This window comes from Mesorhizobium sp. B2-3-4, assembly GCF_006442315.1.
In the GTDB taxonomy this organism is placed as follows: Bacteria; Pseudomonadota; Alphaproteobacteria; order Rhizobiales; family Rhizobiaceae; genus Mesorhizobium.
The window spans coordinates 96155-122337 of record NZ_VFVY01000019.1 but is presented as its reverse complement, the minus strand read 5'-3'; the positions used below and the strand labels follow the sequence as shown (position 1 = coordinate 122337).

22 protein-coding genes and 1 tRNA gene are annotated in these 26183 nt (G+C 62.8%); 16 read left to right on the top strand and 7 right to left on the bottom strand.

Features of this window, described 5'->3' with window-relative positions; all coding sequences use genetic code 11:
- Nucleotides 1-133 precede the first annotated feature (133 nt).
- On the top strand, nucleotides 134-394 hold the full coding sequence (locus FJ967_RS25210) for a hypothetical protein (protein ID WP_140734865.1): 261 nt from the start codon (nucleotides 134-136) through the stop codon (nucleotides 392-394).
- Between the two features lie 35 nt (nucleotides 395-429).
- Here the strand turns inward: FJ967_RS25210 and FJ967_RS25205 are convergent, their stop codons facing one another.
- Nucleotides 430-687: a hypothetical protein gene (locus tag FJ967_RS25205; protein WP_140734863.1), complete on the bottom strand. Its 258-nt coding sequence runs from the start codon at nucleotides 685-687 to the stop codon at nucleotides 430-432.
- Between the two features lie 226 nt (nucleotides 688-913).
- Between FJ967_RS25205 and FJ967_RS25200 the strand changes: the two genes are divergently transcribed.
- From FJ967_RS25200 to FJ967_RS25185, 4 genes are all read left to right on the top strand, one after another.
- Nucleotides 914-987: transfer RNA gene (locus FJ967_RS25200), tRNA-Cys, on the top strand.
- Between the two features lie 88 nt (nucleotides 988-1075).
- Nucleotides 1076-1744, top strand: coding sequence for a protein-L-isoaspartate O-methyltransferase (locus FJ967_RS25195; protein ID WP_140734861.1), 669 nt, complete (start codon nucleotides 1076-1078; stop codon nucleotides 1742-1744).
- Nucleotides 1745-1925: 181 nt separating this feature from the next.
- Entirely contained in the window at nucleotides 1926-3311 is a 1386-nt protein-coding gene (locus FJ967_RS25190) for a TolC family outer membrane protein (protein WP_140734859.1), read from the top strand.
- 254 nt (nucleotides 3312-3565) lie between these two features.
- Nucleotides 3566-4381 carry a PopZ family protein gene (locus tag FJ967_RS25185; RefSeq protein WP_140734857.1) on the top strand — a complete coding sequence of 272 codons (816 nt, stop codon included), beginning with the start codon at nucleotides 3566-3568 and terminating at the stop codon, nucleotides 4379-4381.
- A 60-nt stretch (nucleotides 4382-4441) separates the two neighbouring features.
- On the opposite strand, the gene FJ967_RS25180 is transcribed toward FJ967_RS25185, so the two are convergent.
- A complete protein-coding gene (locus FJ967_RS25180; RefSeq protein ID WP_140734855.1) occupies nucleotides 4442-5074 on the bottom strand; it encodes a VOC family protein in 633 nt (210 codons plus the stop codon).
- 264 nt (nucleotides 5075-5338) lie between these two features.
- On the opposite strand from FJ967_RS25180, the gene FJ967_RS25175 reads away from it, so the two are divergent.
- From FJ967_RS25175 to FJ967_RS25155, 5 genes are all read left to right on the top strand, one after another.
- Nucleotides 5339-8170, top strand: coding sequence for a valine--tRNA ligase (locus tag FJ967_RS25175; protein ID WP_140734853.1), 2832 nt, complete (start codon nucleotides 5339-5341; stop codon nucleotides 8168-8170).
- Nucleotides 8171-8529: 359 nt separating this feature from the next.
- Nucleotides 8530-9819, top strand: a complete 1290-nt coding sequence (locus tag FJ967_RS25170; RefSeq protein WP_140734851.1) for an outer membrane protein transport protein — start codon at nucleotides 8530-8532, stop codon at nucleotides 9817-9819.
- A gap of 422 nt (nucleotides 9820-10241) precedes the next feature.
- On the top strand, nucleotides 10242-11456 hold the full coding sequence (locus tag FJ967_RS25165) for an OmpP1/FadL family transporter (protein WP_140734849.1): 1215 nt from the start codon (nucleotides 10242-10244) through the stop codon (nucleotides 11454-11456).
- A 290-nt stretch (nucleotides 11457-11746) separates the two neighbouring features.
- The gene (gene ilvD / locus FJ967_RS25160; RefSeq protein ID WP_140734847.1) at nucleotides 11747-13471 is read left to right on the top strand and encodes a dihydroxy-acid dehydratase; all 1725 of its coding nucleotides are present in this window, start codon (nucleotides 11747-11749) and stop codon (nucleotides 13469-13471) included.
- Nucleotides 13458-14306 (top strand): tetratricopeptide repeat protein, encoded by an 849-nt coding sequence (locus FJ967_RS25155; protein WP_140734949.1) that lies wholly within the window; start codon nucleotides 13458-13460, stop codon nucleotides 14304-14306. The genes ilvD and FJ967_RS25155 overlap by 14 nt, the downstream gene beginning before the upstream one ends.
- Before the next feature lie 43 nt (nucleotides 14307-14349).
- Here the strand turns inward: FJ967_RS25155 and FJ967_RS25150 are convergent, their stop codons facing one another.
- Genes FJ967_RS25150 through erpA form a run of 5 tightly spaced genes read right to left on the bottom strand, consistent with a single transcriptional unit; the run spans nucleotide 14350 to nucleotide 16778 of the window.
- Nucleotides 14350-14667 (bottom strand): hypothetical protein, encoded by a 318-nt coding sequence (locus FJ967_RS25150; protein ID WP_181176138.1) that lies wholly within the window; start codon nucleotides 14665-14667, stop codon nucleotides 14350-14352.
- Between the two features lie 53 nt (nucleotides 14668-14720).
- Nucleotides 14721-15515 carry an exodeoxyribonuclease III gene (gene xth / locus FJ967_RS25145; protein ID WP_140734845.1) on the bottom strand — a complete coding sequence of 265 codons (795 nt, stop codon included), beginning with the start codon at nucleotides 15513-15515 and terminating at the stop codon, nucleotides 14721-14723.
- 6 nt (nucleotides 15516-15521) lie between these two features.
- On the bottom strand, nucleotides 15522-15914 hold the full coding sequence (locus tag FJ967_RS25140; protein WP_140734843.1) for a VOC family protein: 393 nt from the start codon (nucleotides 15912-15914) through the stop codon (nucleotides 15522-15524).
- The gene (locus FJ967_RS25135) at nucleotides 15911-16426 is read right to left on the bottom strand and encodes a hypothetical protein (RefSeq protein WP_140734841.1); all 516 of its coding nucleotides are present in this window, start codon (nucleotides 16424-16426) and stop codon (nucleotides 15911-15913) included. Before FJ967_RS25135 ends, FJ967_RS25140 begins: the two co-directional genes overlap by 4 nt.
- Nucleotides 16427-16430: 4 nt before the next feature.
- The gene (erpA, locus tag FJ967_RS25130; protein WP_140734839.1) at nucleotides 16431-16778 is read right to left on the bottom strand and encodes an iron-sulfur cluster insertion protein ErpA; all 348 of its coding nucleotides are present in this window, start codon (nucleotides 16776-16778) and stop codon (nucleotides 16431-16433) included.
- A gap of 90 nt (nucleotides 16779-16868) precedes the next feature.
- Here erpA and FJ967_RS25125 point away from each other — a divergent pair, with 90 nt between their 5' ends.
- From FJ967_RS25125 to scpB, 6 genes are all read left to right on the top strand, one after another.
- Nucleotides 16869-18083, top strand: a complete 1215-nt coding sequence (locus tag FJ967_RS25125; RefSeq protein WP_140734837.1) for a deoxyguanosinetriphosphate triphosphohydrolase — start codon at nucleotides 16869-16871, stop codon at nucleotides 18081-18083.
- Between the two features lie 61 nt (nucleotides 18084-18144).
- Nucleotides 18145-19902 (top strand): arginine--tRNA ligase, encoded by a 1758-nt coding sequence (gene argS / locus FJ967_RS25120; RefSeq protein ID WP_140734835.1) that lies wholly within the window; start codon nucleotides 18145-18147, stop codon nucleotides 19900-19902.
- A gap of 103 nt (nucleotides 19903-20005) precedes the next feature.
- Nucleotides 20006-23332, top strand: coding sequence for an SPOR domain-containing protein (locus tag FJ967_RS25115; protein ID WP_140734833.1), 3327 nt, complete (start codon nucleotides 20006-20008; stop codon nucleotides 23330-23332).
- A 164-nt stretch (nucleotides 23333-23496) separates the two neighbouring features.
- Nucleotides 23497-24516, top strand: coding sequence for a beta-N-acetylhexosaminidase (gene nagZ, locus FJ967_RS25110; RefSeq protein ID WP_140734831.1), 1020 nt, complete (start codon nucleotides 23497-23499; stop codon nucleotides 24514-24516).
- Nucleotides 24517-24578: 62 nt separating this feature from the next.
- Complete coding sequence (locus tag FJ967_RS25105; protein ID WP_140734945.1) at nucleotides 24579-25382, top strand: ScpA family protein; 804 nt, start codon at nucleotides 24579-24581, stop codon at nucleotides 25380-25382.
- Nucleotides 25379-26140, top strand: a complete 762-nt coding sequence (gene scpB, locus FJ967_RS25100; protein ID WP_140734829.1) for an SMC-Scp complex subunit ScpB — start codon at nucleotides 25379-25381, stop codon at nucleotides 26138-26140. The genes FJ967_RS25105 and scpB overlap by 4 nt, the downstream gene beginning before the upstream one ends.
- Nucleotides 26141-26183: the final 43 nt, after the last annotated feature.

The following is a 26183-nucleotide window of genomic DNA, read 5'->3' as shown; positions in this document are numbered from 1 at the left end:
CACAGCGGTTTGTGGCAATCGGCTGCGCCCGTCCTCATATTAGCCGTCTTGGCGGCGGGCGCGGAACCAAAATGGCGGTCGTGGCTTGGATAAACAGCCTGTGACGAGGCCGCGAACGGACCAGTCATTCGAGATGAGCGCAGCAAGCGAAAACCAGTTACCGGCTCGAAAAATCTCCGTTTTCGGGCGGGAATTCACAATGCCGCAATCGCGTGGGCTGCGAATCGCCATCGGCGTGCTTTTGACAATTGGCGGCATTCTCGGCTTCCTGCCGATTCTCGGTTTCTGGATGGTGCCGCTCGGATTGCTGGTGCTTTCCTATGAATTCGCCATGGTACGCCGCCATCGCCGCCGCTTCGTCGTCTGGTGGGAGCGCCGGCGTCGCCCGAATTGAATTGCGGCCCAGCCATATCCTCGTTGCACGGTCTCTTATGCCTTCGCCGGGGCCGCCTTGGGCTCAACTGGTTTGCCGCCCGTTCCTTGCCGCGCCCCCCTTCCTTGCCGCAAGGTCTCGCGGATCTCCTTGAGGACGGCGGCGGCCGAAGCGAGGCGCGCGCGCTCGCGCGGTGAAAGCCAGGCTGTGTCCAGCGCGATGCGGTCGATGGCATGACGCAGCAACTCCTCGCATGCCGCCAGCGGCGGATCGGTTGATGCCGTGGTTGCTTTCTCCAGGCTTCTGGGCTGCATTGGCGCACTCCTCCTCGTTTCTCAACGGTGGCATGCGCGCCGGGTTTCTCGCGATCGCCGGGCATGCTTAATGTTTGGCTAATGTGGAGGCGCCAGCCCGCCGGCCGCGGTGTCTGCAAAGGGGAGCCGAATTCGTGCAGGGGAAACCGCCTGGAATGCGCGGTCGCCGCTTGACGGCATTTTCGCCGCAACCTATTGGAACCGGGTGGAACGCCGGGAGCAACGAGGCCTCGTGGCGGAGTGGTTACGCAGAGGACTGCAAATCCTTGCACCCCGGTTCGATTCCGGGCGAGGCCTCCAATGCCCCAGGCTCCCGCGCGTCAGCGCCGGAGCCTGAAGTTCCTGTCCAATGAACCGCGACCGTGTCGCGGAAAGCGAGGCTTGGAACATGAGCGCTGATTTTTCCGAACTTCGCGTCAAGATGGTCGACGGTCAGGTTCGCACCACCGATGTGACCAGCGCGCCGTTGCTGGAAGCGATGCTTGTCGTGCCGCGCGAGCTTTTCGTCGGCGATCGCCAGCGCGACCTGGCCTATATCGACGAGGACATCCGCATCGCCGACAGTGCTGACGGCTCGCGCTACCTGATGGAAGCCTCGCCGCTGGCCAAGCTGATGCAACTGGCCGAGATCAGCCCGGCCGATTCGGCGCTCGATGTCGGCTGCGGCACCGGCTACGCCTCGGCAATCCTGTCGCGACTGGCGAAATCGGTCGTGGCGCTCGAAAGCGATTCGACCTTGGCGCAAACGGCTGCGTCGACCCTTTCGAGCCTTGGCTGCGGCAATGTGACCGTGGTTCAGGGCGCGCTGGCGCAAGGCCATGCGGGGAAGGCGCCTTACGACGTCGTCTTCGTCGGCGGCAGCGTCGGCAAGGTGCCGGCTTCGCTGCTCGACCAACTCGCCGAAGGCGGCCGCCTCGTGGCCGTCGAAGGGCAGGGCAATTCCGGCGTGGCGCGACTATTTTTCAAGGCTGGGGGGGTTGTAACCGGGAGAAGGGCATTTAATGCGGCAATTAAGCCACTACCCGGATTCGAACGTGAGCATGCTTTCGAATTCTGAATGATTTGGCCTTGCGGCAAAGGCTTTGTCATGGTCGCTTGGATTTGAACGATCGTCGCTGATCCCAGACTGGGGGCACTTTGGGCTGCGCGACAGGGAACATGAAACACGCCGTTCGGGCTGCTCAAAGGGAGAAGCTGGCGCGGCGCGGTTCCCATGGAAAACGAATGAGGGTTAAACCGTGCCGTCAGTACGCAAGTCACTTTTCACCGCCGTCCTTGTCTCGGCGACCGCGCTGTCCCCGCTGGCTGCTTCAGCTGAAACCATTTCCGGTGCGCTTGCAAAAGCCTATCAGTACAATTCCACGCTGAATGCATCGCGTGCCGGCGTGCGTGTCACCGACGAGGGCGTGGCCATCGCCAAGTCGGGCTGGCGCCCGACGGTCACCGGATCGGCCAACATCGACTATACGAATACGCGCCAGGCTAATGGCGGCGGCAATTCGAAGCTGACAAGCGGCAGCTACGGCATTCAGATCAATCAGTCGCTGTTCGATGGTTTTCAGACGAAAAACAATGTGGCGGCGGCCGAATCCCAGGTGAAGGCGTCGGTCGAAAGCCTGCGCAACACCGAGGAAAACACGCTGTTCAGCGCGGCCACCGCCTATATGGACGTGATTCGCGATCGCCAGATCGCGGTGCTGACCGAGCAGAACCTGCAGTTCCTGACCGAGCAGGCGCGCGCGGCGCGCTCTCGCTTCGAGGTTGGCGAAGGCACGCGCACCGACGTCGCGCAGGCCGATGCCTCGCGTGCTTCCGCGGTGGCATCGTTGAGCGCGGCGCGCGCGCAGGCGCTGGCCAGTGCGGCGACCTATCATCAGGTCGTCGGCGACGAGCCGGGCAAGCTCAAGCCCGCTTCGCCCTTGGGCAGGCTGCTGCCGTCGAGCCTCGATTCCGCGATCGCCATCGGCTCGGCCGAACACCCGGCCATCCTCGCCACCCAGCATCTGGTCGATGCCGCTGCGTTTTCGGTGAAATCCTCAGAGGGCGCGCTGCTGCCGCAACTGTCGGCTTCGGCCGGTATTTCGGAAAATTATCGCAACGCCATACCCGATGTCCAAGGTTCCAACGGCAATTCGACCTCGGCCAACATCGGCGCGACGCTCACAATTCCGATCTATTCCGGTGGCCGCACCTCGGCTGTCGTGCGGCAGAACAAGGAATCGCTCGGCCAGGCGCGTATCCAGGTCGACGTCAGCCGCGATCAGGTGCGCCAGGCTGTCGCCACCGCATGGTCGCAATATACCGCCGCGCAGCAGAGCGTATCGGCGAACAAGCAGGTGATCGACGCCGCGCAACTGGCGCTGAACGGCGTCATCGAGGAGCGCAATGTCGGCCAGCGCACGACGCTCGACGTGCTCAATGCGCAGGCAGCCGTCATCACCGCCAAGATCAACCAGGCCAATTCCGAGCATGACGTGGTCGTGGCGAGCTATGCGATCCTTTCGGCAATGGGCCGCCTTTCGGTCGAGCGGCTTGCGCTGCAGGTGACGAAGTACCGGCCGGAAGAGCACTACAACGCCGTCAAGGACAAGTGGATCGGCCTGCGCACGCCGGATGGCCGCTAGGCTCTCCGTTCGAACGGCGTTTCCGGCCCGGGCGATTCGACCGGAAACGCCCGGGCGACCTGTGGCCGGCGTCATTGCCGAAGGGGACCGTCACACGGTTCCGGCGGAATCGCTCTAATCTGTTGAAATCCCACATGTCCCCAGATTGGGGATTCTCGCGCGGCAATCCGTCGGTTACGCTGTCGCCATGATTCGAATCCGGCCTTGCCGGAGCGGAAAACCTGCAACGGGTCACAAGGGCGGCGGATGTGACGATGGCAACGGCAAGCAGCGCGCAGCGCGAACCTTCCATGGAAGAGATACTGGCTTCCATCAGAAGGATCATCGAGGATAGCGACAACGGCCGCAAGCAGCCTGGCGAGGGCGAGGAGTTGCGGCAGGACCTCGCGCCAGCGCCGGGTACTGTTCCGGCCGCCGACATCGATGCGTTCCGGGCCGAACTGCATGCCGCCCCTGAAGTCAGGAGCCCGGCTGTGGAAGTGCAAGCGCCGGCGACCGCGCGCATGGAAGCGCCGCCGCTTGCCGATACGCCTCCTGGCAGGGCGCCGATAACGCTGGCTGAAGTCAGCGCCCGGGTTGCCGCCGAGCCATCGCCTGCCGTCAGGCTCGACCCGCCGGCGGCGCCGGCGGAGGTTGCAACGAGTGAAGCCATCGTCGCCGATTGGCGCCGCGAGATCGCGGCGGTTGGCGAGCAAGCCAGGGCGATGCCGGACAGGAGCATCCGCAAGCCCGCGGCACAGCCGGAGGAAGCGGCGAGCGAACCGGTGACGGAACCTGCGATCGAACAGCCTTTGTCCGTCGATGCTACAGCGGCACAGGTGCGCGCCCAGGCAAACGAGGCGCTGGCGGCGCGTCCCGCGATTGTTTCCGAACATACCGGCCGACAGGTCGCGGCCGCCTTCGGCGAACTGTCCGACGCCTTTGCCAGCCGCAGCAAGAAGACATTCGACGAGATGGCCGAGGAGATGCTGCGGCCGATGCTCCAGGATTGGCTCGACAACAATCTGCCGACACTGGTCGAAAGGCTGGTGCGCGAGGAGATCGAGCGCGTCGCGCGCGGGGCGCAGTAATCTCCTCCAACGACCACTCTCGAAACGCCGCCCATGAGGCGGCGTTTTTTGTCGACGAGATCAGCCCGCGCTGGTCGCGAAGCAGACGAGGTTGCCGTCGGGGTCCTTCACGATGAACGTGCGCGCGCCCCAGGGTTCGGTCCGCAATGTCTGGTGGAACGGGGCCGTGGCCGCCTGATATTCCAGAAACAGAGCCTTGATGTTGTCGACAATGATCGTTGCCGCCAGCAGGTCATCGGCCGAACTGGCGGCGAGTGGAGGCTTGTCGACATGGCGCAGGTTGAGCCTTGCGCCGTCGCGGATGATCTGGGCGTAGAAGGGCGGCTCACCATAGGTGAAGCGCGTCTCGAAGCCGAGTTTTTGCCGGTAGAAATTACAGGCCGTTACGATGTCGCTGACAAAGAGCTGCGGCTCGGCAAAGGCAAGGTGCGGTTTTGCGGCGTCTGTTGCTGCATGATCGGTCACGGTTTGAAGACCTTCCGTCAGCGCCTGCCAGCTTTCGAAACCTGACTTCCTGGCGACAAGTTCCTGGGCATCGGCAAGCTTGAAGCCGTGATCGAGGATCTGGCTGTCGCTGAGGTCGTGAAAACGCGGCAAGAACCATCCGATCACAGCGGCGACGGGATAGTACCGCTCGCGGTGCCATTTCAGATAGAGCTTGGCCTGTTTCTTGTGGTGTTCGAGGCTCGTCATGGGCGCATTTGTGGGGTTGAGGTGGTGTAGGCGGGCAATGCCCCTCCGGCCGGAAGCCGATGCGCCCTACAGCAGCGCCTGTACGGTATGGCTATGACGCCCCGCGGTCAAGCGGTGAGTGCCTCGCGCCAGCACCTTCGTTGAAATGAGCGCGGGCAGGCCTATCTGCTTCTCATCAACCAAGGCTGCCTCGCGGTTGACTTGGCCAAGACCTTCCGATTTACACCGGACCAGAAAAATCCCGACAGCGCGGACCGTTTTCCCATGCTTGAAAAGACCTACGACGCAAAAACCGTCGAGCCGAAGATCGCCAAGGTGTGGGAGGACGCCGACGCGTTTCGCGCCGGCGCCGGTGCGGAGGAGGGGGCCGAGGCCTTCACCATCGTCATTCCGCCGCCCAATGTCACCGGCTCGCTGCATATGGGCCACGCGCTCAACAACACGTTGCAGGATATTCTGATCCGCTTCGAACGCATGCGCGGCAAGAACGTCTTGTGGCAGCCCGGCATGGACCATGCCGGCATCGCCACGCAGATGGTGGTCGAGCGGCAGTTGATGGAGAAGCAGATCCACCGCCGCGATCTCACTCGCGAGGAGTTTGTCGACAAGGTGTGGGAATGGAAGGCCGAATCGGGTGGGTTGATCTTCAACCAGCTGAAAAGGCTCGGCGCCTCGGCCGACTGGTCGCGCGAACGCTTCACCATGGATGAAGGCCTGTCGAAGGCCGTCCTGGAAGTCTTCGTCACGCTCTACAAGGAAGGCCTGATTTACAAGGACAAGCGCCTTGTGAACTGGGACCCGAAGCTGTTGACCGCGATTTCCGACCTCGAGGTCGAGCAGCACGAGGTCAACGGCAATCTCTGGCACTTCCGCTATCCGATCGAGGGCGTGGCGTTCGATCCGGAGAATCCGAAGACGTTCATCGTCGTGGCCACGACGCGCCCCGAGACGATGCTGGGCGATACAGCCGTCGCGGTGCATCCCGACGACGAGCGCTTCCGGCATCTCGTCGGCAAGAACGTCGTGCTGCCGATCGTCGGGCGCAAGATCCCTGTCGTGGCTGACGAATATTCCGATCCGGAGAAAGGCTCCGGAGCGGTCAAGATCACGCCGGCGCATGATTTCAACGACTTCGAGGTCGGCCGAAGACACGCACTGTGGATCATAAACATCTTTGATCGAGAAGCTAAAATCCTCAAAGAATTTGAGGTGACCAAATCGCTCTCTCGATCAAGTCATGAACGTACCGACGTTAATGTTTTCGTAGCCACCCCCGACAGCGGCCAACCCGGTTACGGGGAAGTGCCCGTTCAATTTCAGGGCCTCGACCGTTTCGTCGCACGCAAGAAGATCGTCGAGCTGATGGAAGCCGGCGGCTTCCTCGACAAGGTCGAACCGCACCGCCATGCCGTGCCGCATGGCGACCGCGGCGGCGTGCCTATCGAACCGCTGCTGACCGAGCAGTGGTACGCGGACGCCGCCGAACTCGCCAAGCCGGCCATCGCTTCCGTGCGCGAGGGCCGCACCAGGATCATCCCCAGCAGCTGGGAAAAAACCTACTTCCAGTGGATGGAGAATATCGAGCCCTGGTGCATTTCGCGTCAGCTCTGGTGGGGCCATCAGATTCCGGCTTGGTACGGGCCGGACGGACGCGTCTTTGTCGAGAAGACCGAGGAAGAGGCGCTGGGCGCTGCGATCGAATATTACCTTGCCTTGGAAGGGCCCTGGAAGGCCTGGGTCGAAGACAAGCTGGAGAACTTCAAGCCCGGCGAAATCCTGACCCGCGACGAGGATGTGCTCGACACCTGGTTCTCCTCGGCGCTGTGGCCATTCTCGACGCTCGGCTGGCCGGAACAGACGCCCGAGCTGAAGACCTACTACCAGACAGACGTGCTGGTGACCGGTTTCGATCTCATCTTCTTCTGGGTCGCCCGCATGATGATGATGGGGCTGCACTTCATGGAAGAGGAGCCGTTCCACACCGTCTACATGCATGCGCTGGTGCGCGACAAGAACGGCGCCAAGATGTCGAAGTCGAAAGGCAACGTCATCGACCCGCTCGACCTGATCGACGAATACGGCGCCGACGCGCTGCGTTTCACGCTTGCCGTGATGGCGGCGCAGGGGCGCGACGTGAAGCTCGATCCGGCGCGCATTGCCGGCTACCGCAATTTCGGTACCAAGCTTTGGAATGCGACGCGGTTCGCCGAAATGAACGAGGTCGCGCGCAATGACGATTTCTGGCTGAACGACGCCAAGCTGGCCGTCAACCGCTGGATCCTGACCGAGCTGACACGCGCGGCGCGCGAAGTCACCGATGGCATCACCTCATACCGCTTCAACGAGGCGGCGGGCGCCGCCTACCGCTTTGTCTGGAACCTGTTCTGCGACTGGTATCTGGAACTCTTGAAGCCGGTGTTCATGGGCACGGACGAGGCAGCCAAGGCCGAGAGCCGCGCCTGCGTCGCTTTCGTGCTCGACGAGATCTACAAGCTCTTGCATCCGATGATGCCGTTCATGACCGAAGAGTTGTGGGCGCAGACCGCGGGCGAGGGCAGGGAACGCGCCTCGCTGCTTTGCCACGCCGCCTGGCCGTCGCCGGATTTCGAGGACGCGCAAGCGGCCGCCGATATCAACTGGCTGGTCGATCTCGTCTCCGGCATCCGTTCGGTACGCTCGGAGATGAACGTGCCGCCAGCCGCAATTGCGCCGCTGGTCGTGGTCGGTGCCAATGAGGTGACGCGCGAGCGGCTGGCTCGCGAGGACTCGGCTATCAAGCGGCTGGCACGTGTCGGCGATATCTCGCTCGCCGATGCCGCCCCCAAGGGGTCGGCACAGATCGTGCTCAACGAGGCGACGATCTGCCTGCCGCTTGGCAGCCTGATCGACCTCACCGCGGAGGCCGCGCGGCTGCAGAAGGAACTGGTCAAGGTGACCGAGGAAATCGCACGCCTGCACAAGAAACTGTCGAACGAGAGATTCGTCGCCAGCGCGCCAGCCGAGATCGTCGAAGCCGAGCGCGAAAAGCTGGCTGAATATCGCGACGCCCAGGACAAGCTTTCGGTGGCGCTGACCAGGGTTCGCGACGCCGGCTGAACGACGGATTCGCCTTTGGCGCGGGATCGTATGCCCCTGCGTCATTGCCTCGAAAACAGGCATTCCGTTGCGTTAATGTTGACGTAAACGGAAACTTTTAGCCCCATTGTTGCCATAATGTAACAATGGGGCTTGATTCCCTCAAAACCAGCTGTTTTTGAGCCTTTTTGGGCCATTTTTGTTCGTTTTATCGCCCGGTGGGGCATGCGTCAGGTCGTTTTCGAGCTTATATCGCCCATCTCTATTTTGTCGAAAATGCGTTTGCCTGACATGTACATGTACGCCCCAGGAATTCGTTGTTGCACCGTTAACCTGAATTGGCTCTAGCTTGATGCAACAGTTATTCGGGGAGGACATCCATGAACAATTTGCGTCTGAAAGTACTGCTGGGGGCGGGGTGCTTTTCGGTGGCCTTGGTGGGCGCGGCACATGCCGGCGGCTTTTCGCGCGGTAACGCTGATACGGACATTCTCTTCGAGGATGGCAATTTCAACATGCGAGCCGGCGTAACGTATGTCTCGCCGCATCGTGAATTCACCAAGAATCCAAACCCGGCGCTTGTGGGTACCGAATACACGGATGATTATGTAATCCCGTCGGCGGCTGTGAAGTTCAACCTGACCGACAATTTGCGTTGCGCGGGGACGATGGTCGATAACAATGGTGGCTCTACCACCTACGACTTCCCGAAGGTCAGCGGAAAGCTTTCCGAGGAATTCACGACCAATGAAAAGGCGCTGACATGCGGCGTCAAATTCAACGTTGGGCGCGGTAATCTTTGGATTCTCGGTGGCGGGTTCACGGAAAATCTCGAGTATACCCGCGTCAATGCGCTGGGGACGCTTCCTCCATTTAACGTTGCGCTCCCAAATGCGAATCTTGATTTATCCGGACAGGACTTTGGTTACCGCCTTGGAGTGGCGTACGAGATTCCTGAGATAGCCCTCCGTGCCCAATTGATGTACCGGTCTGGAACCAGCTATGGCGCTGACGGGACCCTCACAGTGCCGACGGCGGCTTTGCTGGGCGCGCAGGCTAAGCAACTTCAGGCGGCTGCGATAGCTGCGTACGGAAATAACGATCCCGTTCTTGGTGCGGCGCTGGCCCTGCAAGCAGCAAACGCGCTAACGCAGGCCAACCTTGCTGCCGCCAATGGCTTGGAAACCGCGGCGCCGGCCACCGGGACAGGCAATCTGCCGCAGAGCGTCGAAATGAAACTTCAGTCGGGCATCGCACCCGGCTGGCTCGCCTTCGGATCGGCCAAATGGACGGATTGGAGTGTCCAGAAGGCCCTCATCGTGAGCTCGCCCATAACCAGCACCGTCGACACGTACAACTGGAAGGACGGCTGGACCATCACGGGCGGTGTAGGGCATGCCTTCACGGACCGTCTCTCCGGCCTTGTCAGCCTGACATGGGATCAAGGCGTTGGAACCGGTTGGGACCTCACCAGCGATACCTATACGCTTGCTGTCGGCGGGTCCTATAAAGATGGCATGGGTGGTGAATTGCGCGGTGGCGTTGGTCTCAGCTACCTGACATCCGCAGCCGAAACCCAGTATGCGGAAGTACCTGGCGTATCAGGCAACCAGGCGGTCAAAGCCGGCTACGCAGTCGCGGTGAATCTTGGCTACGCCATCAAGTGGTAGATTCGTCAGATTTTCAGCAAAGGCCGGGCATCGCCCGGCCTTTTTGTTTGATGGGTCATCAACGCATCTCGAAGAATCCGAGCTGTTTTGATGGGGGATTTTCTCTGCAGGTGCATATTAGCGGCATTGCATGTTCTTCCTTTGACGTAAACGGAAGTTTTTGCGTGGATGTTGCCATAATGTAACAACGTGCAAATTGGTTGCGAAAATGCGCATTTCGGTTTGCTACGTATCTGGTTTTCAGCGGTTTTCTTGGATTTTCGTGGCCGGATGAGTGCTTTTTTAGTCGGCAATGGCCACCGATCCGGACTGATGAGCTCATCCAGAAAATATGTACATGTACGCCTCTTGAAATCGTTGTTGCGTCTACAATGCGAATTGGTTCTTGCTTGGTTTGTGCTCGAATTCGGAGAGGAGACTCAATGCACAAGCTGAAGGCACTGCTGGGGGCGGGGTGCTTTTCACTGGTCTTGATCGGCACGGCGGTTAATGCAGCGCATGCCGGCGGCCTCGAGCGTGGCGGTTACGATATCGATCTTCTGTTCGATCCTGCTCCGTTCGCGTCCGATGTTGGCGCGACATACGTGATGCCTCAACGCGACCTCAAAAACGCGACGGATACGTCCGGCGCGGGGCTTGCGATCAAAAGCACTGCCCGCAACACCGAGGGTTACTGGGTGCCTTACGTCGGTGTGAAGGCGGAGGTCGTAAAGGGCGTCGACTGCATGTTCGACTACTCGCAGCCATGGGGCGCGAGTTCGAATCCAGGCATCTGGAACGGTTCCTATTCCAACATCAACACCCAGATCAAAAGCAACAACTACGCTGGAACCTGCTCCTACAAGATGGATGCCGGCAAAGGACAGCTCCGCTTCATCGGCGGCGTTTTCTACCAGGAAGTATATGGTTTCAAGGAAAGCTACGCGAGCCCGGACTTGGGCACCACGATTGGCCGTGTCGATCTGACCAGCAGCGGCTGGGGCTGGCGCGCCGGCATCGCCTACGAAATCCCCGACATCGCATTGCGTGCCAGCCTGGTCTACAATTCGCAGGTCAAGCTCGATAATATTTCCGGCACGTTGAATATCGGTGGGGTCGTCAACAACATCTATGCGCCAACCCAAGCGATGCCGGATTCGTTGGAGTTCAAGCTGCAATCCGGCATCGCTCCCGGCTGGCTCGCTTTCGGTTCGGTGAAGTGGGTCAATTGGAGCGTGCTGCAGAGCGTTCCGATTTGCTCGCCCGAGACCCAGGCTTTCGGCTGTACGACAGTTTCCCCATATCCGGTCAGATTGACGTCGCTCGACCTGATGTATCGCGACGGATGGACGGTAACAGGCGGCATTGGCCACCAGTTCAATGAACAATGGAGCGGCGCCGCCCAGATCTCGTGGGACCGCGGCACGTCGCACGGCTATGGCGACCAGACCGATACCTGGACGCTTGGCGGCGGCGTTGCCTACACGCCGATGCCCAACATCGAACTGCGCCTGGCTGGCGCCATTGGTGTTCTGACCAGCGGCCACTCCGGTACGCTGACCGACGCGAATGGCTATACCGCCGGCACCGAGGTCCGCTACGACTTTGGCAACGATCTGGTCTCGGCGCTATCCGGCGGCGTCAAGATCAAGTTCTAATCAATTGAAATTTTTACAGAAAGGCCGAGAACCGCTCGGCCTTTTTTTGTTATCCGGAAATTGTCTGTGCCTTCGGCATTCAAGCGGAGTTGCATATAAGACGCACTGGCGCCGCCTCATGCAAATGTGACGTTTTGGCAACACTTTCTGAACAACCCCTGCGCTAGAAGTCAGGCCGAGGAAATTGCCCATTTCCCGCCATAAACCCGGCGCACCTCGAAGTTGTCTCGGGACACGCGCCAAAAGGCTCGGCGATGGGACAGGCCGCACCGCCCGCGGCAAGGATGAGAATGGACGCCAAGGTCATTTCAAAGGCTAAGCTCCCTAGCCGCTATGTGACTGTCGGGCCGGCGCGTGCGCCGCACCGTTCCTATCTCTATGCCATGGGCCTGTCGGCGGCCGAGATCGCGCAGCCGCTGGTCGGCGTCGCCTCCTGCTGGAACGAGGCGGCTCCCTGCAACATCTCGCTGATGCGCCAGGCGCAAGTGGTCAAGAAGGGCGTTGCCGCGGCCAACGGTACGCCGCGCGAGTTCTGCACCATCACCGTTACCGACGGCATCGCCATGGGCCACCAGGGCATGAAGTCCTCGCTGGTGTCGCGCGAGGTCATCGCCGATTCGGTCGAGCTCACCATGCGCGGCCACTGCTACGACGCGCTGGTTGGTCTTGCCGGCTGCGACAAGTCGTTGCCAGGCATGATGATGGCCATGGTGCGTCTCAACGTGCCTTCGATCTTCATCTATGGCGGTTCCATCCTGCCCGGCAGCTATCGCGGCCGGCAGATCACCGTGCAGGACGTGTTCGAGGCGGTCGGACAGCATTCGGTCGGTACGATCGGCGATGCCGAACTGCTCGAGATCGAACAGGCCGCCTGTCCGTCGGCCGGGTCTTGCGGGGCCCAGTTCACGGCCAACACCATGGCCACCGTCGCCGAGGCGATCGGCCTGGCGCTGCCCTATTCCTGTGGCGCGCCGGCGCCCTACGAGATGCGCGACCGTTTCAATTTCGCCTCCGGCGAAAAGGTCATGGAACTGATCGCAAAAAACATCCGGCCGCGCGACATCGTCACGCTGAAGGCGCTGGAAAACGCGGCGACCGTGGTTTCGGCCACCGGCGGCTCGACCAATGCGGCACTTCACCTGCCGGCGATCGCGCATGAGGCGGGGATCAAGTTCGACCTGTTCGACGTTGCGCGCATCTTCGAGAAGACGCCTTACATCGCCGACCTCAAGCCGGGCGGCAAATATGTCGCCAAGGACATGTTCGAGGCCGGCGGTATTCCGTTGCTGATGAAGACCTTGCTCGACCATGGTTACCTGCATGGCGACTGCCTGACGGTGACTGGCCGCACTTTGGCCGAAAACATGCAGCACGTTGCCTGGAATGAGCATCAAGACGTGGTCCGCCCGGCCAACAGCCCCATTACCCAAACCGGCGGTGTCGTGGGGTTGAAGGGAAACCTTGCCCCAGAAGGCGCGATCGTGAAGGTCGCGGGCATGGCGGAGTTGAAATTCTCCGGCCCGGCGCGCTGCTTCGATTCGGAAGAGGAATGTTTCGAGGCGGTGACCAACCGCGCCTATCGGGAAGGCGAGGTTCTGGTCATCCGTTATGAAGGGCCGCGCGGCGGCCCCGGCATGCGCGAGATGCTGTCGACGACGGCGGCACTCTACGGCCAGGGCATGGGCGGCAAGGTGGCGCTGATCACCGATGGCCGTTTCTCGGGCGCGACGCGCGGCTTCTGCATCGGCCATGTCGGGCCGGAGGCGGCGGTGGGCGGTCCCATCGGCCTGATCAGGGATGGCGATCTGATCTCGATCGACGCGGTGAACGGCACGATCGAGGTGGCTCTGTCCGACGCCGAACTGGCGGCGCGAGCGAAGGATTGGAAGGCGCGCAAGACCGACTATCAGTCGGGCGCGATATGGAAATACGCACAGACGGTCGGGTCTGCCCGCGACGGCGCGGTCACCCATCCGGGCGGTGCGAGTGAAACACATTGTTATGCGGATATCTGAGTTGTTGAAGTCAACACCAGAGTTGTTGAGGTCATCTGTCCGTTCGGCACTGGTCGCGGTTGCGATCTTTGGCGCCGTGGGCCAGGCCATGGCCTTCGACGACAAGGTGTTCGACGACAAGACCGGCGTGAAGCCGCAGTCGAGCCCCTGGGCGGTGTTCCAGTTCGGCTTCTCCGCCTATAAGAGCGGCCACAAGGAACAGGCGGCCGAGGCCTACAAATACGCCGCCGAAAACGGCCAGATCGGCGCCACCTGGAAGCTCGCGCGCATGTATGCCGAAGGCGATGGCGTGGCGCGCGACGATTATGAGGCGTTCAAGTTCTTCTCGGAGATCGTCGACCAGGATGTCGAGCCAGGCTCCCCGGAAGAAAGCTACGTCTCCGACGCGCTGGTGGCGCTGGGCGATTATCTGCGCAAGGGCATTCCCGGCAGCCCGGTGACCGAGAACGAGGTGGCGGCGCAGGAATACTACATGCGCGCCGCCGCCAACTACCGCAACCCGAACGCGCAGTTCGAGATGGGGCAGATGTTCCTGAAGGGCGAGGGCGGCGTAAAGGCCAGCGTCAAGCAGGCCGGGCGCTGGTTCCAGCTCGCTGCCGAAAAAGGTCATGCCGGGGCACAGGCGACGCTCGGCCATCTCCTGTTCCAGAGCGGCAAGGTCGTGCGCGGCCTGGCGATGATGACCGCGGCGCTCGAACGTGCGTCACCAGCCGATCAGCCCTGGATTCGCGGCATGCAGGAAGAGGCCTTTGCCGCCGCCGGCGAAGCCGACCGCCGCACGGCGATCTCGCTCGCCGACGACATCCTGACCAAGGGCAACAACGCCGATCAGTAATGGACGATCTCCCCGTCCACGGGAGATGAGCAGGCGAGAGAGATCAGTTTTCGGTTGGCTCGGTCGGCACCATGCTTGGCGCTGGTGTCGAAATCGGCGTCACATGCAGGTGCGGCGCCATGGTGTTGGCGGGGCAGGAGTCACCCACCTTTGTCCAGGATGTGTTGTTGAGCACCATGTCGCAGCGGGCGAGGTGGCTCTGGTCGGCAACGTTCAGGCAAGCGGTCTGGCCGACCTGATACGACTTTCCATTGGCCAGGCATTCCTGGGCGGCGAAAGCCGACGCGGGAGCCGCCATGGCCAAAGCCAAGCCGATCGGACAAAGAAGAACTCGCGTGGTCATGGAAACCCCGGCCGCCATGATGATTTCCCATCATGCGCCTGAATGTGGCGATAGAAGGTCCGCTGTCCGGATCAGGCCGGCTGCAAGGCCAGGTCGATCGCCACGGGGACGTGATCGGACGGCTTTTCCCAGGCGCGCACATGCTTTTCGATCGAGGCCGAGGAGAACCGGTTCGCGGCTTCCGGCGACAGCAGCAGATGGTCGATACGGATGCCGTTGTTCTTCTGCCAGGCGCCGGCCTGGTAATCCCAGAAGGTGTAGGTGTCCGGCGCGTCGGTGACCGCGCGGACCGCCTCGGTGAAGCCAAGATTGAGCAGGCGGCGGAAGGCCTGCCGCGTCTGCGGCTGGAAGAGCGCGTCGCCCAGCCAGTTTTCAGGGAACCTGGCGTCGATCGGCTCGGGAATGACGTTGTAGTCGCCGGCCAGTACCAAGGCCTCCTCCAGCCTCAAGCGGTCCTGCGCCCACCGTTCCAGCCGCGCCATCCAGGACAGCTTGTAAGGGAATTTCTTCTCGTCATCGATCGGGTTGCCGTTCGGCAGATAGAGCGAGGCGACGCGCAGCGCGCCTTTGTCGGTCGAGAAAACGCCCTCGATGAAACGCGCCTGCTCGTCGGTATCGTCGCCCGGCAGGCCGCGGTTGACTTCATCGAAGCGCAGTTTCGACAGCAGGGCGACGCCGTTGAAGCCCTTCTGGCCATGGGTTTCGACATTGTAGCCGAGCGCCTCGATCTCGGCGCGCGGGAACTGCTCGTCGACCGTCTTGATTTCCTGCAGGCAGACGATGTCGGGCGCGCTCTCGGTCAGCCAATGGGTGAGGTTGCCGATGCGGGCGCGAACGCCGTTGATGTTCCAGGTGACGATTTTCATGACGGTCTATTCTTCCTGCGGCGGATGGCGTTCGACGAGGCCGATCGTATTGCCTGCCGGGTCCTTTAGGAAGGCCATCCACTCGCTTTCCCCCGGCGGTCCGAAGGTGCCTTCGGTATCGCGATGGACAAGCGCGGGCGGCGCGGTGAAGGGGACGCCCGCGGCTTTCGCCTCGGCGTGGAAGGCTTCCAGCCCCGTTATGTCGAGATAGACCGTGCCGGCCGGAATGCCGTCGGTGAACAGCAGGCGCACGTCGCCGGCCATGATGAAGGCGATACCGGGAGGATCGTAGCGGGCGTGAACGCCCATGCCGAGTACGTCGCGCCAGAAGGCCAGCGTCGAATCAAGATGACGTCCGGCCGACAGCGCGACCTGACGGACTGCGCCGATACCGCTCATACTGGGGCTCCCGGAAGTCGGCTCTCGCCATTATCCGAGAGAATCTGCTCGATCGCCTCCGCGAGATGCGAGGCCTGTTCGCGTGTCGTCCCTTCGTCCATCCAGTCACAGGCGTTGTAGAGGTCTCCGAGCCAAGGCGGAAAGTTGTACTTTTGCTCGATGAAAGAAATCATGCGGCAGACCTGGAACGGTTCGATGTCGCCTTGCAGGTAGGTCCCGATGCGCCGCAGGAATAGCTTGCGCGCTACCTCCCCGGCTTGGGCCGAGCCGTCGTTGAAATCAGGAAAACGTCGAGCCACCAGCGACTTTAGATGGCCTGGGGTTTTTCCAAGAGCCGGAGCGTTCCTTGGATTGCATCGCAGCAATTGGAGATAATCTTCGTCATCGGCATAGGTGGGCGACGCCGTGTGGCGGCTTGCCCAGTCAACGATATCCGAATCGGTGATCGCTTCCATCTCGCGGGCGAGAAGAACCGTAACCGGATCCTCGTGGCCCTCGAGAAACGGCTTCATGTCGTCAAATGCTGAAGCTCGTGCCGCAGCCGCAGGAGGCGACCGCATTCGGGTTTCTGATCTGGAACGACTGGCCCATCAGATCGTCGACGAAGTCGATCACCGAGCCGCCCATATAGACGAGCGACAGATCGTCGATCAGCACCGTGGCGCCGTCCTTCTCGATGGCGACGTCGTCATCGTTGCGCGCATCGACCAGCTCGAACTTGTAGGAAAATCCGGAGCAGCCGCCGCCTTCGACGGAAACGCGCAACGCCGTCTTGCCGGCATCGGCCGAAACAATCCTGGCGATCCGCTTGGCGGCGGCCTCGGTCATCTCGACTTTCATGGCGGTCTTGGCATCCGCGCCCATGGGCGTCACCTTGCTTTCGGTTTCACATGATAGGTATGAAGCGCGACGGGCCAAGTCAACAGGATCAAGTCAACTGCGGCGGCATCAGCCATGACCAATGAGTTGGGCGACATCGGATTCGGCTATCGGCCGCGCGCGGCCTATGCCACGGACCCGGCCCGTTCGCGCGGCCGCCTGTTCGACGAGGTCGAAAGCCCGACCCGCACGCCGTTCCAGCGCGACCGCGACCGGATCATCCATTCGACGGCCTTCCGCCGGCTCAAGCACAAGACGCAGGTCTTCATCGCCCATGAGGGCGACCACTACCGCACAAGGCTGACCCATTCGATCGAGGTGGCGCAGATCGCACGCGCGCTGGCCCGGGCGCTGCGCGGCGACGAAGATCTCGCCGAGGCGGTGGCGCTGGTGCATGATTTCGGCCACACGCCCTTTGGCCACACGGGCGAGGACGCGCTGAACGAAAAGATGGCGGCGTGGGGCGGCTTCGACCACAATGCGCAGTCGCTGCGCATCGTGACGCGGCTGGAGGCACGCTACGCCGAATTCGACGGGCTCAATCTGAGCTGGGAGACGCTGGAGGGCCTGGTCAAGCACAATGGTCCGCTCACCGACAGCAGCGGCAAGGGTCTGAAAGGGCCGGTGCCGCAGGCGATTCGCGATTACTCGCAGTTGCAGGATCTCGAGCTCGACCGCTTCGCCGGCATCGAGGCGCAATGCGCGGCGATCGCCGACGATATCGCCTACAACACGCATGACATCGACGACGGGCTGCGGTCAGGGCTGCTGACGCTCGACATGCTGAAGGTCGTTTCGCTGCCTGGCTCGCTCCTCAGGGGCGTGCGCGAGCGCTATCCCAGGCTGGACGACGTGCGCACCGGCCACGAGCTGATGCGGCGGCAGATAACGGCCATGGTCGAGGATGTGATCAAGTCGACGACCGCCAATCTGGAGCGAATCCGGCCGCAGAGCGCCGACGCGGTGCGGGCGGCGGGCGAGACGATGGTGACGTTCTCGGCCGAGATGGCGCAAGCCGAGAAGGAACTGAAGGCTTTTCTCTACAAGCATCTTTACCGGCACACGGAGGTCATGCGGGTGCGCGCCGACGCCGAGCAGATCGTCAGGGATCTCTTCGACGCCTATTTCGCCGACCCGCGCGCCATGCCGGACGGCTGGCGCGAAGGGCTGGATCGCGCCGAGGATCGCATCAAGGCACGCAGCGTCGCCGATTTCCTGGCCGGTATGACCGACACTTACGCGCTCAAGGAACACAGGCGTTTGTTTGACCGCACGCCGGATTTGAGCTAGGGCGGGCTCGATTTGCCGGCCAAAGGGCCGGATTCGTCATAAAGCCGCCAGAGCATACACCATGAACATCTTCGCCGATTTCACCGCGCGGGTCGTAAAAGCCGTCGAAGCGCTTGATCTGAAAGACAAGGATGGCGTTTCGCCTGACCTGTCGCGCATAGCGGTCGAGCCGCCGCGCGACGCCAGCCATGGCGATCTCGCGACCAATGCGGCAATGGTGCTGGCCAAGCCCACAGGGCAGAACCCGCGCGCGCTAGCCGAGAAACTGGCGGAGGCGCTGCGGACCGACAAGGATGTCGCCGCCGCCGAGGTCGCGGGGCCCGGGTTCGTCAACCTGCGGCTCAAGGACGGCTTCTGGCACGCCCATCTGTCGGCGCTTCTGGGCGAGGGGCGCAACTATGGCCGCTCGACGATCGGGGCAGGGCGGAAGACCAATGTCGAATACGTCTCGGCCAACCCGACGGGACCGATGCATGTCGGTCATTGCCGGGGTGCCGTCGTCGGCGACGCGCTCGCCAATCTGATGGCGTTCGCCGGTTACGACGTGACCAAGGAATATGTCATCAACGACGCCGGCGGGCAGATCGACGTGCTCGGCCGCTCGGTCATACTGCGGTATCGGGAGGCGCTCGGCGACGAGATAGGTGAGATTCCGCACGGCCTCTATCCTGGCGATTATCTCGTCCCTCTCGGCCAGGCGCTAGCCAAGGAATTTGGCCGGAGCCTGCTGCAGATGCCGGACGAGGAGGCGCTGGCCATCGTCAAGGATCGCGCCATCGACGCGATGATGGCGATGATCCGCGAGGATCTGGCGCTGCTCAACGTGCATCACGATGTGTTCTTCTCCGAACGCACGCTGCACGCCGACAATGCCAGGAAGATCCGCTCGGCGATCAACGATCTGACGCTGAAGGGCCATATCTACAAGGGCAAGCTGCCGCCGCCCAAGGGCGAGAAGCCGGACGACTGGGAAGACCGCGAGCAGACACTGTTCCGCTCGACCGCGGTCGGCGACGACATGGACCGGGCGCTGGTCAAGTCGGACGGCGCGTTCACCTATTTCGCCGCCGATGTGGCTTATCTCAAGGACAAGGTCGATCGGGGCTTCGTCGACCTGATCTATGTGCTCGGCGCCGACCATGGCGGCTACGTCAAGCGGCTGGAGGCCCTGGCGCGGGCTATTGCCGGCGACGAGGTGAAGCTCACTGTTCTTTTGTGCAACCTGGTCAAGCTGTTTCGCGATGGCGAGCCGGTGCGGATGTCGAAGCGGTCCGGCGATTTCGTGACGCTGCGCGAGGTGGTGGAAGAAGTTGGACGCGATGCGATCCGCTTCATGATGCTCTACCGCAAGAGCGATGCGCCGCTCGACTTCGATTTCGCCAAGGTGACCGAGCAGTCGAAGGACAATCCGGTGTTTTATGTGCAGTATGCCTCGGCGCGCTGCCATTCGGTGTTCCGGCAGGCGAGCGAACAGTTGGGCGAGGCCAATTTCGACCGCAACAGCCTGGCGGCCGCAGCAATTTCGCTGACCGACGAAGGTGAAATCGGGCTGATCAGGAAGCTTGCGGAATATCCGCGCCTGATCGAGTCCGCCGCACTTGCGCTGGAACCGCATCGGCTGGCATTTTACCTCTATGATCTGGCTTCCAGTTTCCATGGACACTGGAACCGGGGCACGGATAATCCGGACTTACGTTTTGTTAAGGTTAACGATCGTAAATTGACGCATGCCAGACTAGGGCTGGTGCAGGCTGTTTCGGACGTTCTGACGTCCGGCCTGACGTTGATCGGAGCCGCTGCGCCCACCGAAATGCGTTAGGTTTGACTAAAAAACCTGTCACCTTTTGCCCACATTGCGCTGGTAAGGGCCAACCCTGCGCGACGTCCATGGCGTCCGAATGAGTGCGAGTTCGGGAACAATAATGGCAGACAGAACCCAGCTGAGAGTAGCCGACAACAACGACATCGCCGACGATGATCCGTTCGCGGAACTGACCAGGATCATGGGATTTGACCCGCGTCAGCCAGTCAAGCCGCAGGCGCCAGCCCAGCCGAAAGCCGATGTCGCCGATCAGGCCGCGGAAGAGGGCGATTTCGACATCGATCTTGAAAAAGAGCTGATGGGCGAATTCGACGCCGCCGACAGTCTTGCCGCTCCAGTTGTCGAGGCTCGTGAGCCGGCATACGAGCCGGTGACCGTCGACGTGGCGGACGACGATCTCGCGCTGTCGCTCGACGATGATTTCCACCTGGACCTGACTGATGTCGACGACCATGCGGCCGTTGCCAGCCATGCCAACCCCGGCACCGCGCAAGCGGTGCCGTCCGTCGAGCCTGCCTTCGACGCCGATTTCGACAATGCCGTCGCCAGTTCGCTCGAAGACGTTTCGCCTTACGACGACGACCTGCCGATGGAGGACGAGCTCGCCGCCTCGCTCGACGGCGATTTCCATATCGAGGACGCGGCTCCCGAGATCCAGCACGCCGTTGCCCAGCCTCCGGTTGCCGAAATGCCCGTGGCCGCCGAGCCGGTCGCCGATCATGAGTTCGACGATGCGATGGCGATGTCGCTCGAAGACGAGCTGATGCTCGATGCCGATTCGGCGAACCAGCGCCATGCGGCTGCCGTCGACTATCCAGAGCCGGCGCTGGCTGCCGAGGCCGAAACCCAGGCGATCTCCGACGAGGATTTCGTCGGTCACTTCGACAATGCCATGGCCGATATCGATGCGGGTTTCGATGTGCAGGCTGATGAGCGGCCGGCTTTTGCCGGAGCGCAAACGCACGAGTTGCCTGCTGGTGTCGTCGACACCGGCGAAGAGGCTCCGAACGCTGAAGCCGTTCCGGATGAGGCTTTCGATCTGAACCTGGACGAGGCGTTCGCCGAACTTGCCGAAGAGCCCGTGGCTGAAATCGCCGCAGCGCCCGCACAGCCGGCTGCGCCGCTGGCAGCCGTGGCGCCGCCGGTGCAGGCCCCCATCGCTGAGGAGCGAAGCCTCGAAGACGAATTGAACGCGCTTCTGGGCACCATGACCGCACGCACGCTGCCGTCGGCCAGGGAGCCGGTCGCGCCTCGGCCGATCGTGGCCCAACCGGCCGCCGCCCCCGTTCAGGCGCCTCCCGCCGCGACGGCAAAGGCCGCGCAGGAGCCGGCCGACCTGGTTGGCGACCTCGACTGGGACCTGGACGAAACAGCATCCCCGGATGTGCGGCACGCAGATTCCGCACAGGCCGCCAATGCCAACCTCGACGATTTGCTGCTCGATGAGCTCCAGAACCATGATTTTGGTTCGCATGCCAGCGAACAGGGCGATGTCGATTTCGACAACGACGCCTTCGACGCCGCGTTGGCCGGGAGCATCGACCCGCGGGATGGAACAGCTTCCAGCCAGGAGCAGGTCGATTCGCTGGATTGGTTGGCGGATCGTTCCGAACCGTCGGAGCCGGCCCGTTCCTGGAGCCGCGTGACGCCGGTTCCCCAGCAGCCGGCTTTTGCCGCGCAGCCTGCCGCCTCGATGGTCGCGAGAGCGGCCGCCCCGGAAGTGGTGCCGTCCTATCGTGCGGCCGAGCCGGTTGCCGCTGCTTCTTATGCCGCTCCCGCGTCGGCGCCGCAGCCGCGCCAGTCCCCGCGCTATGAAGAAATGCCCGATGTCGAGACAGTCGATGTGCCGGAGCGCGTCGTGGCGCTGGCCGACGATCTCGACATTCCGGAGTTGCATTTCGAGGAAGATGAGCCGACCGCATCCGGCTATGACGATCTCGACGCTGAATTCGCCAGCCTTCTGACTGAAATGAATTCGGTTGACGTCGCGCCGGCTGCTGCCGGCAGCGCGGCCTATGCCGACGAATCCTACAATGCCGGGTTCAATCAGGGGTATGGCGCGGCCAATCAGGCATATGAAGAGCCGAGGCCGGCCTATCAGCCGGAAGCGCGGACCTATGCGGCGCGGCCGGCGGAGATGCCTGCTCGTGCGGCGGCTGCCTCGACCTATGCCGATGCCGCCGAAGGCTTCGATCTCGACAATCTGCCCGGCAGCCAGCCGGTCTCGCAGGCGGACGATTTCGCCGTCGACGAACTCGACTACGACCCCGAGCTGGACGAGGCGATGTCGGTTCCGGGCCTCGGCGAGCGGGAAGCTCAGAGGCCGTCGGGACGGCGCGGCCTGTTCATTGCCGCGATTGTCGGTGCCGTGGCTGTTGCCGGCGGTCTTGGCGCCTTTGCGCTGTCCTTCGGCGACAAGGGCGGCAGCGAAGCGCCTGTCATCGTCAAGGCAGACAATTCGCCGATCAAGGTCAAGCCGGAAAATCCCGGCGGCACCGTGGTGCCGAACCAGGACAACAAGGTCTATGACGCGGTGGTCAAGGGCGCGAAGCCGGCCGAGCCGGTCCAGCAGAAGCTTGTCACCAACGTCGAGGAACCGGTGGACGTGCAGGCGAAGGACCCGGCCCGCGCGGTCGATCTTTCTCCTGACCAGAATGCTGCCTCCGGCACGGATGCAGGCGGCGAAGTTTCGACCGCCGGTGCGGCTCCGGCCGATAATGCGGCACCCGCGCCGAAGTCGGAGGATCGCATCGCCCAGGTGCTGCAGGATACCGACAAGGGCACCAACAACGATGTCGTGGCCGTTGCGCCGCGCAAGGTCAGGACCATGGTGGTCAAGTCCGACGGCTCGCTTGTGGCGCGCGAGGAGCCGGCTCCAGCGGCACCGCAGGTGGCCGCGGCAGAGCCGACCGATCCGGCCCCGCAGCATGTGGCGCCTGCCGGCCAGGCGGATGCCGACCAGACTGGCACCGTGGCACCCGCCGCCACGCAGGCCGACGACGAGCCGGCGCTGAAGCCGGCAGCCAAGCCCGCCAAGGTTGAGGCCAAGGCGCAGTCGGCCAACACGCCGGCCAAGGTCGCGATCGCTCCGCAGCGTCCCTCCGACCAGCCGGTCGACGTGGTCGGCGAGGTCAAGCCAGATCAGGTCGCTTCCATCGATCCGGCCGCAACCGCGACCGGCAGCGGTTCGTGGTCGATGCAGATCGCCTCGCAGCCGACGGTGGAGAGCGCCCAGTCGACCTACCAGGATCTGCAGCGCCGCTATGGCGGCGTGCTTTCCGGCCGCACGGCAAACATCGTCAAGGCCGAGATCGCCGGCAAGGGCACGTTCTACCGCGTTCGCGTTCCGGCCCAGTCGCGCAACGACGCCATCAACCTGTGCAGCAGCTACAAGGCCGCCGGCGGCAACTGCTTCGTATCGCGCTAGAGATCGATCCAATCCTGCAAAGCCGGCGCGGCCATGCCCGCGCCGGCTTTTTCTTTGCCGAGGCATTCATATGCCTGACTTTTTCATGTGGAAGCATGTTTTGCAGCCCACCCCATCCGGGCAGGGCGATTCCCTTTGGCCGCGCGAAGCCCTAGACTCCTGAAATGACCGAATCAAAATCCATGATCCTCGGCTGTGCCGGGAAATCGCTCACCCGCGAAGAAATCCGTTTCTATCGCAACGAATGCCCGTGGGCCTTCATCCTGTTCGCCCGCAACATCGGCGAGACAGAGCAGATCCGCGATCTGGTCGCCGAAATGCGCGACTGCATCGGCCGCCCCGACGCACTGGTCTTCATCGACCAGGAAGGCGGCAGGGTGCAGCGCCTGCGGCCGCCGCTGGCGCCGAATTATCCGGCCGGCGGCGCGCTTGGCGCCTTGTGGCGCGATGATCATGATGCCGGTGCCCGTGCCGCCTGGCTGATGGCGCGCCTGCATGCCTTCGACCTGTTGCGCTACGGCATCACGGCGGATTGCCTGCCGGTGCTCGACGTGCCGATCGAGGGTGCCAGCGATGTCATCGGCGCGCGCGCATACGGCAAGGACCCGCGCCCGGTCATCGAGTTGGGCCGCGCCGCGGCCGAAGGCTTGATGTCGGGCGGGGTGCTGCCGGTGATGAAGCATATTCCGGGGCACGGCCGGGCCTTTGCGGACACGCATTTCGAGCTGCCGGTCGTCGATGCATCGCTGGGCGATCTGCAGCGGCACGACTTTGCTCCGTTCCGGGAGCTCAGCCATCTGCCGATGGCAATGACCGCGCATGTCGTCTACAGCGCGATCGATCCCAAGAACCCGGCAACTACGTCCGGCAAAGTCATCGACGAGATCATTCGGCGCGAGATCGGCTTCGATGGGCTGCTGATGAGCGACGACACCTCGATGAAGGCACTTTCTGGGGATTTCCCGACAAAGGCGGCCTCGATCCTTGCGGCGGGCTGCGATCTGGTCCTTCACTGCAACGGTGTTTTCGAGGAGATGGCCGGCATAGCATCGCGCACGACGGGGCTGGAAGGCAAGTCGCTGGAGCGCGCCAAGCGGGCGATGACCTATATACAGAAGCATGACACGGCCGAAGAAACCGAGATCCGTGCCGAGTTCGCCACCTATTTCGACGCGGTGGCCTGACAGAGAGGAAGCGAGAGGCAGTGGCGGAAGCATTGGAAAGCAAGGCCGCGAAGGCCGCACCGATGGACCGCCTGTGGGCCGAGAACGACGATTCACGGCTGACGGGCGACCCGTCGCTGGTCGTCGACGTGGCCGGTTTCGAAGGTCCGCTCGATCTTCTCCTGCATCTTGCCCGCAACCAGAAGGTCGACCTGGCGCGTATCTCCATCCTGGCGCTGGCCGAACAGTATCTGGCTTTCATCGAGACAGCGAGGACGCTGCGGCTGGAACTGGCCGCCGACTATCTGGTGATGGCGGCGTGGCTCGCCTTTCTCAAGTCGAAGCTCCTGATCCCCAAGCAGCCGGGCGAGGAGGGCGAAAGCGGCGAGGAACTGGCGGCGGTGCTGCAATTCCGGCTGAAGCGGCTCGAAGCCATGCGCGACGCGGCGGCGCGGCTGGTGAACCGCAACCGGCTCGGCCGCGACGTTTTCGCGCGCGGCATGCCCGAAATGGTCATCATCGAGAAGCGCAACAGCTACTCGGCGTCGCTCTACGATCTCTTGACCGCCTATGCCCAGCAGCGGCAAAAGCAGGCGATCACCAATGTGACGATCGCCAGGCGCGGTGTCTGGTCGCTCAAGGACGCCCGCGACATCCTCACCCGGCTGATAGGCTCGTTGCGCGAATGGACCGCGCTCGACAGTTTCCTGATCGACTATCTGGCGAGCCCGGAAGAGCGCCGCACCGCGATCGCCAGTTCGTTCGCGGCGACGCTCGAATTGGTGCGCGAGCGCAAGATGGACGTGCGGCAGGACGAGGTGTTCGCACCCATCTACCTGCGCGACCACCGCGCACAGACAATCAAGGCAGTCGAGGTGGCATCATGAGCGAAAGCGCCAACGCTTCGGTCATCCCGTTCAAGGTGGACGACGAGCCGGAAGAGGGCGAGATCGACCAGGCCCAGAATCCGGGGCAGAATCCGGCCGAGCGCATGCATATGGCGGAAGCCATGCGCATGGCCGAGGCGATCGTGTTCGCCAGCGCCGAACCCGTCAGCGAAAAGCAGCTCGCCGCCCGGCTTCCCGACGGTATCAATGTCGCAGCGGCCATGGCCGAACTGCAGGAGATTTATGCGCGCCGCGGCGTCAACCTGGTGCGTGTCGGCGACGCCTGGGCGTTCCGCACAGCCGGCGACCTGGCGTTCCTGATGAGCCGCGACACGGTGCAGCAGCGCAAGCTGTCGCGGGCGGCGCTCGAAGTGCTGGCGATCATAGCCTATCACCAGCCGGTGACGCGCGCCGAGATCGAGGACATCAGAGGCGTCGAGACCTCCAAGGGGACGCTCGACACGTTGCTGGAGACGGAATGGGTGCGCATGCGTGGCCGCCGCAAAACGCCCGGCCGTCCCGTCACCTACGGAACCACCGAAACTTTCCTCGACCATTTCGCGCTCGAGGAAATCCGCGATCTTCCCGGCATGGAGGAACTCAAGGGTGCCGGCCTGCTTTCAGGCCGCATGCCGTCGAACTTCTCCATTCCGCAGCCGCCGGCCGATCCCGATGCGCTGACGGAGGATGAGGATCCCTTGACGGACATCGACCTCGAGGAGCTCGGCCTCTTGACGCCGCGCGTCACGGAAGATTGACCGCGAGCGCCTGTCAAAAGCCGCCTTGCGGCTTTACATGCGC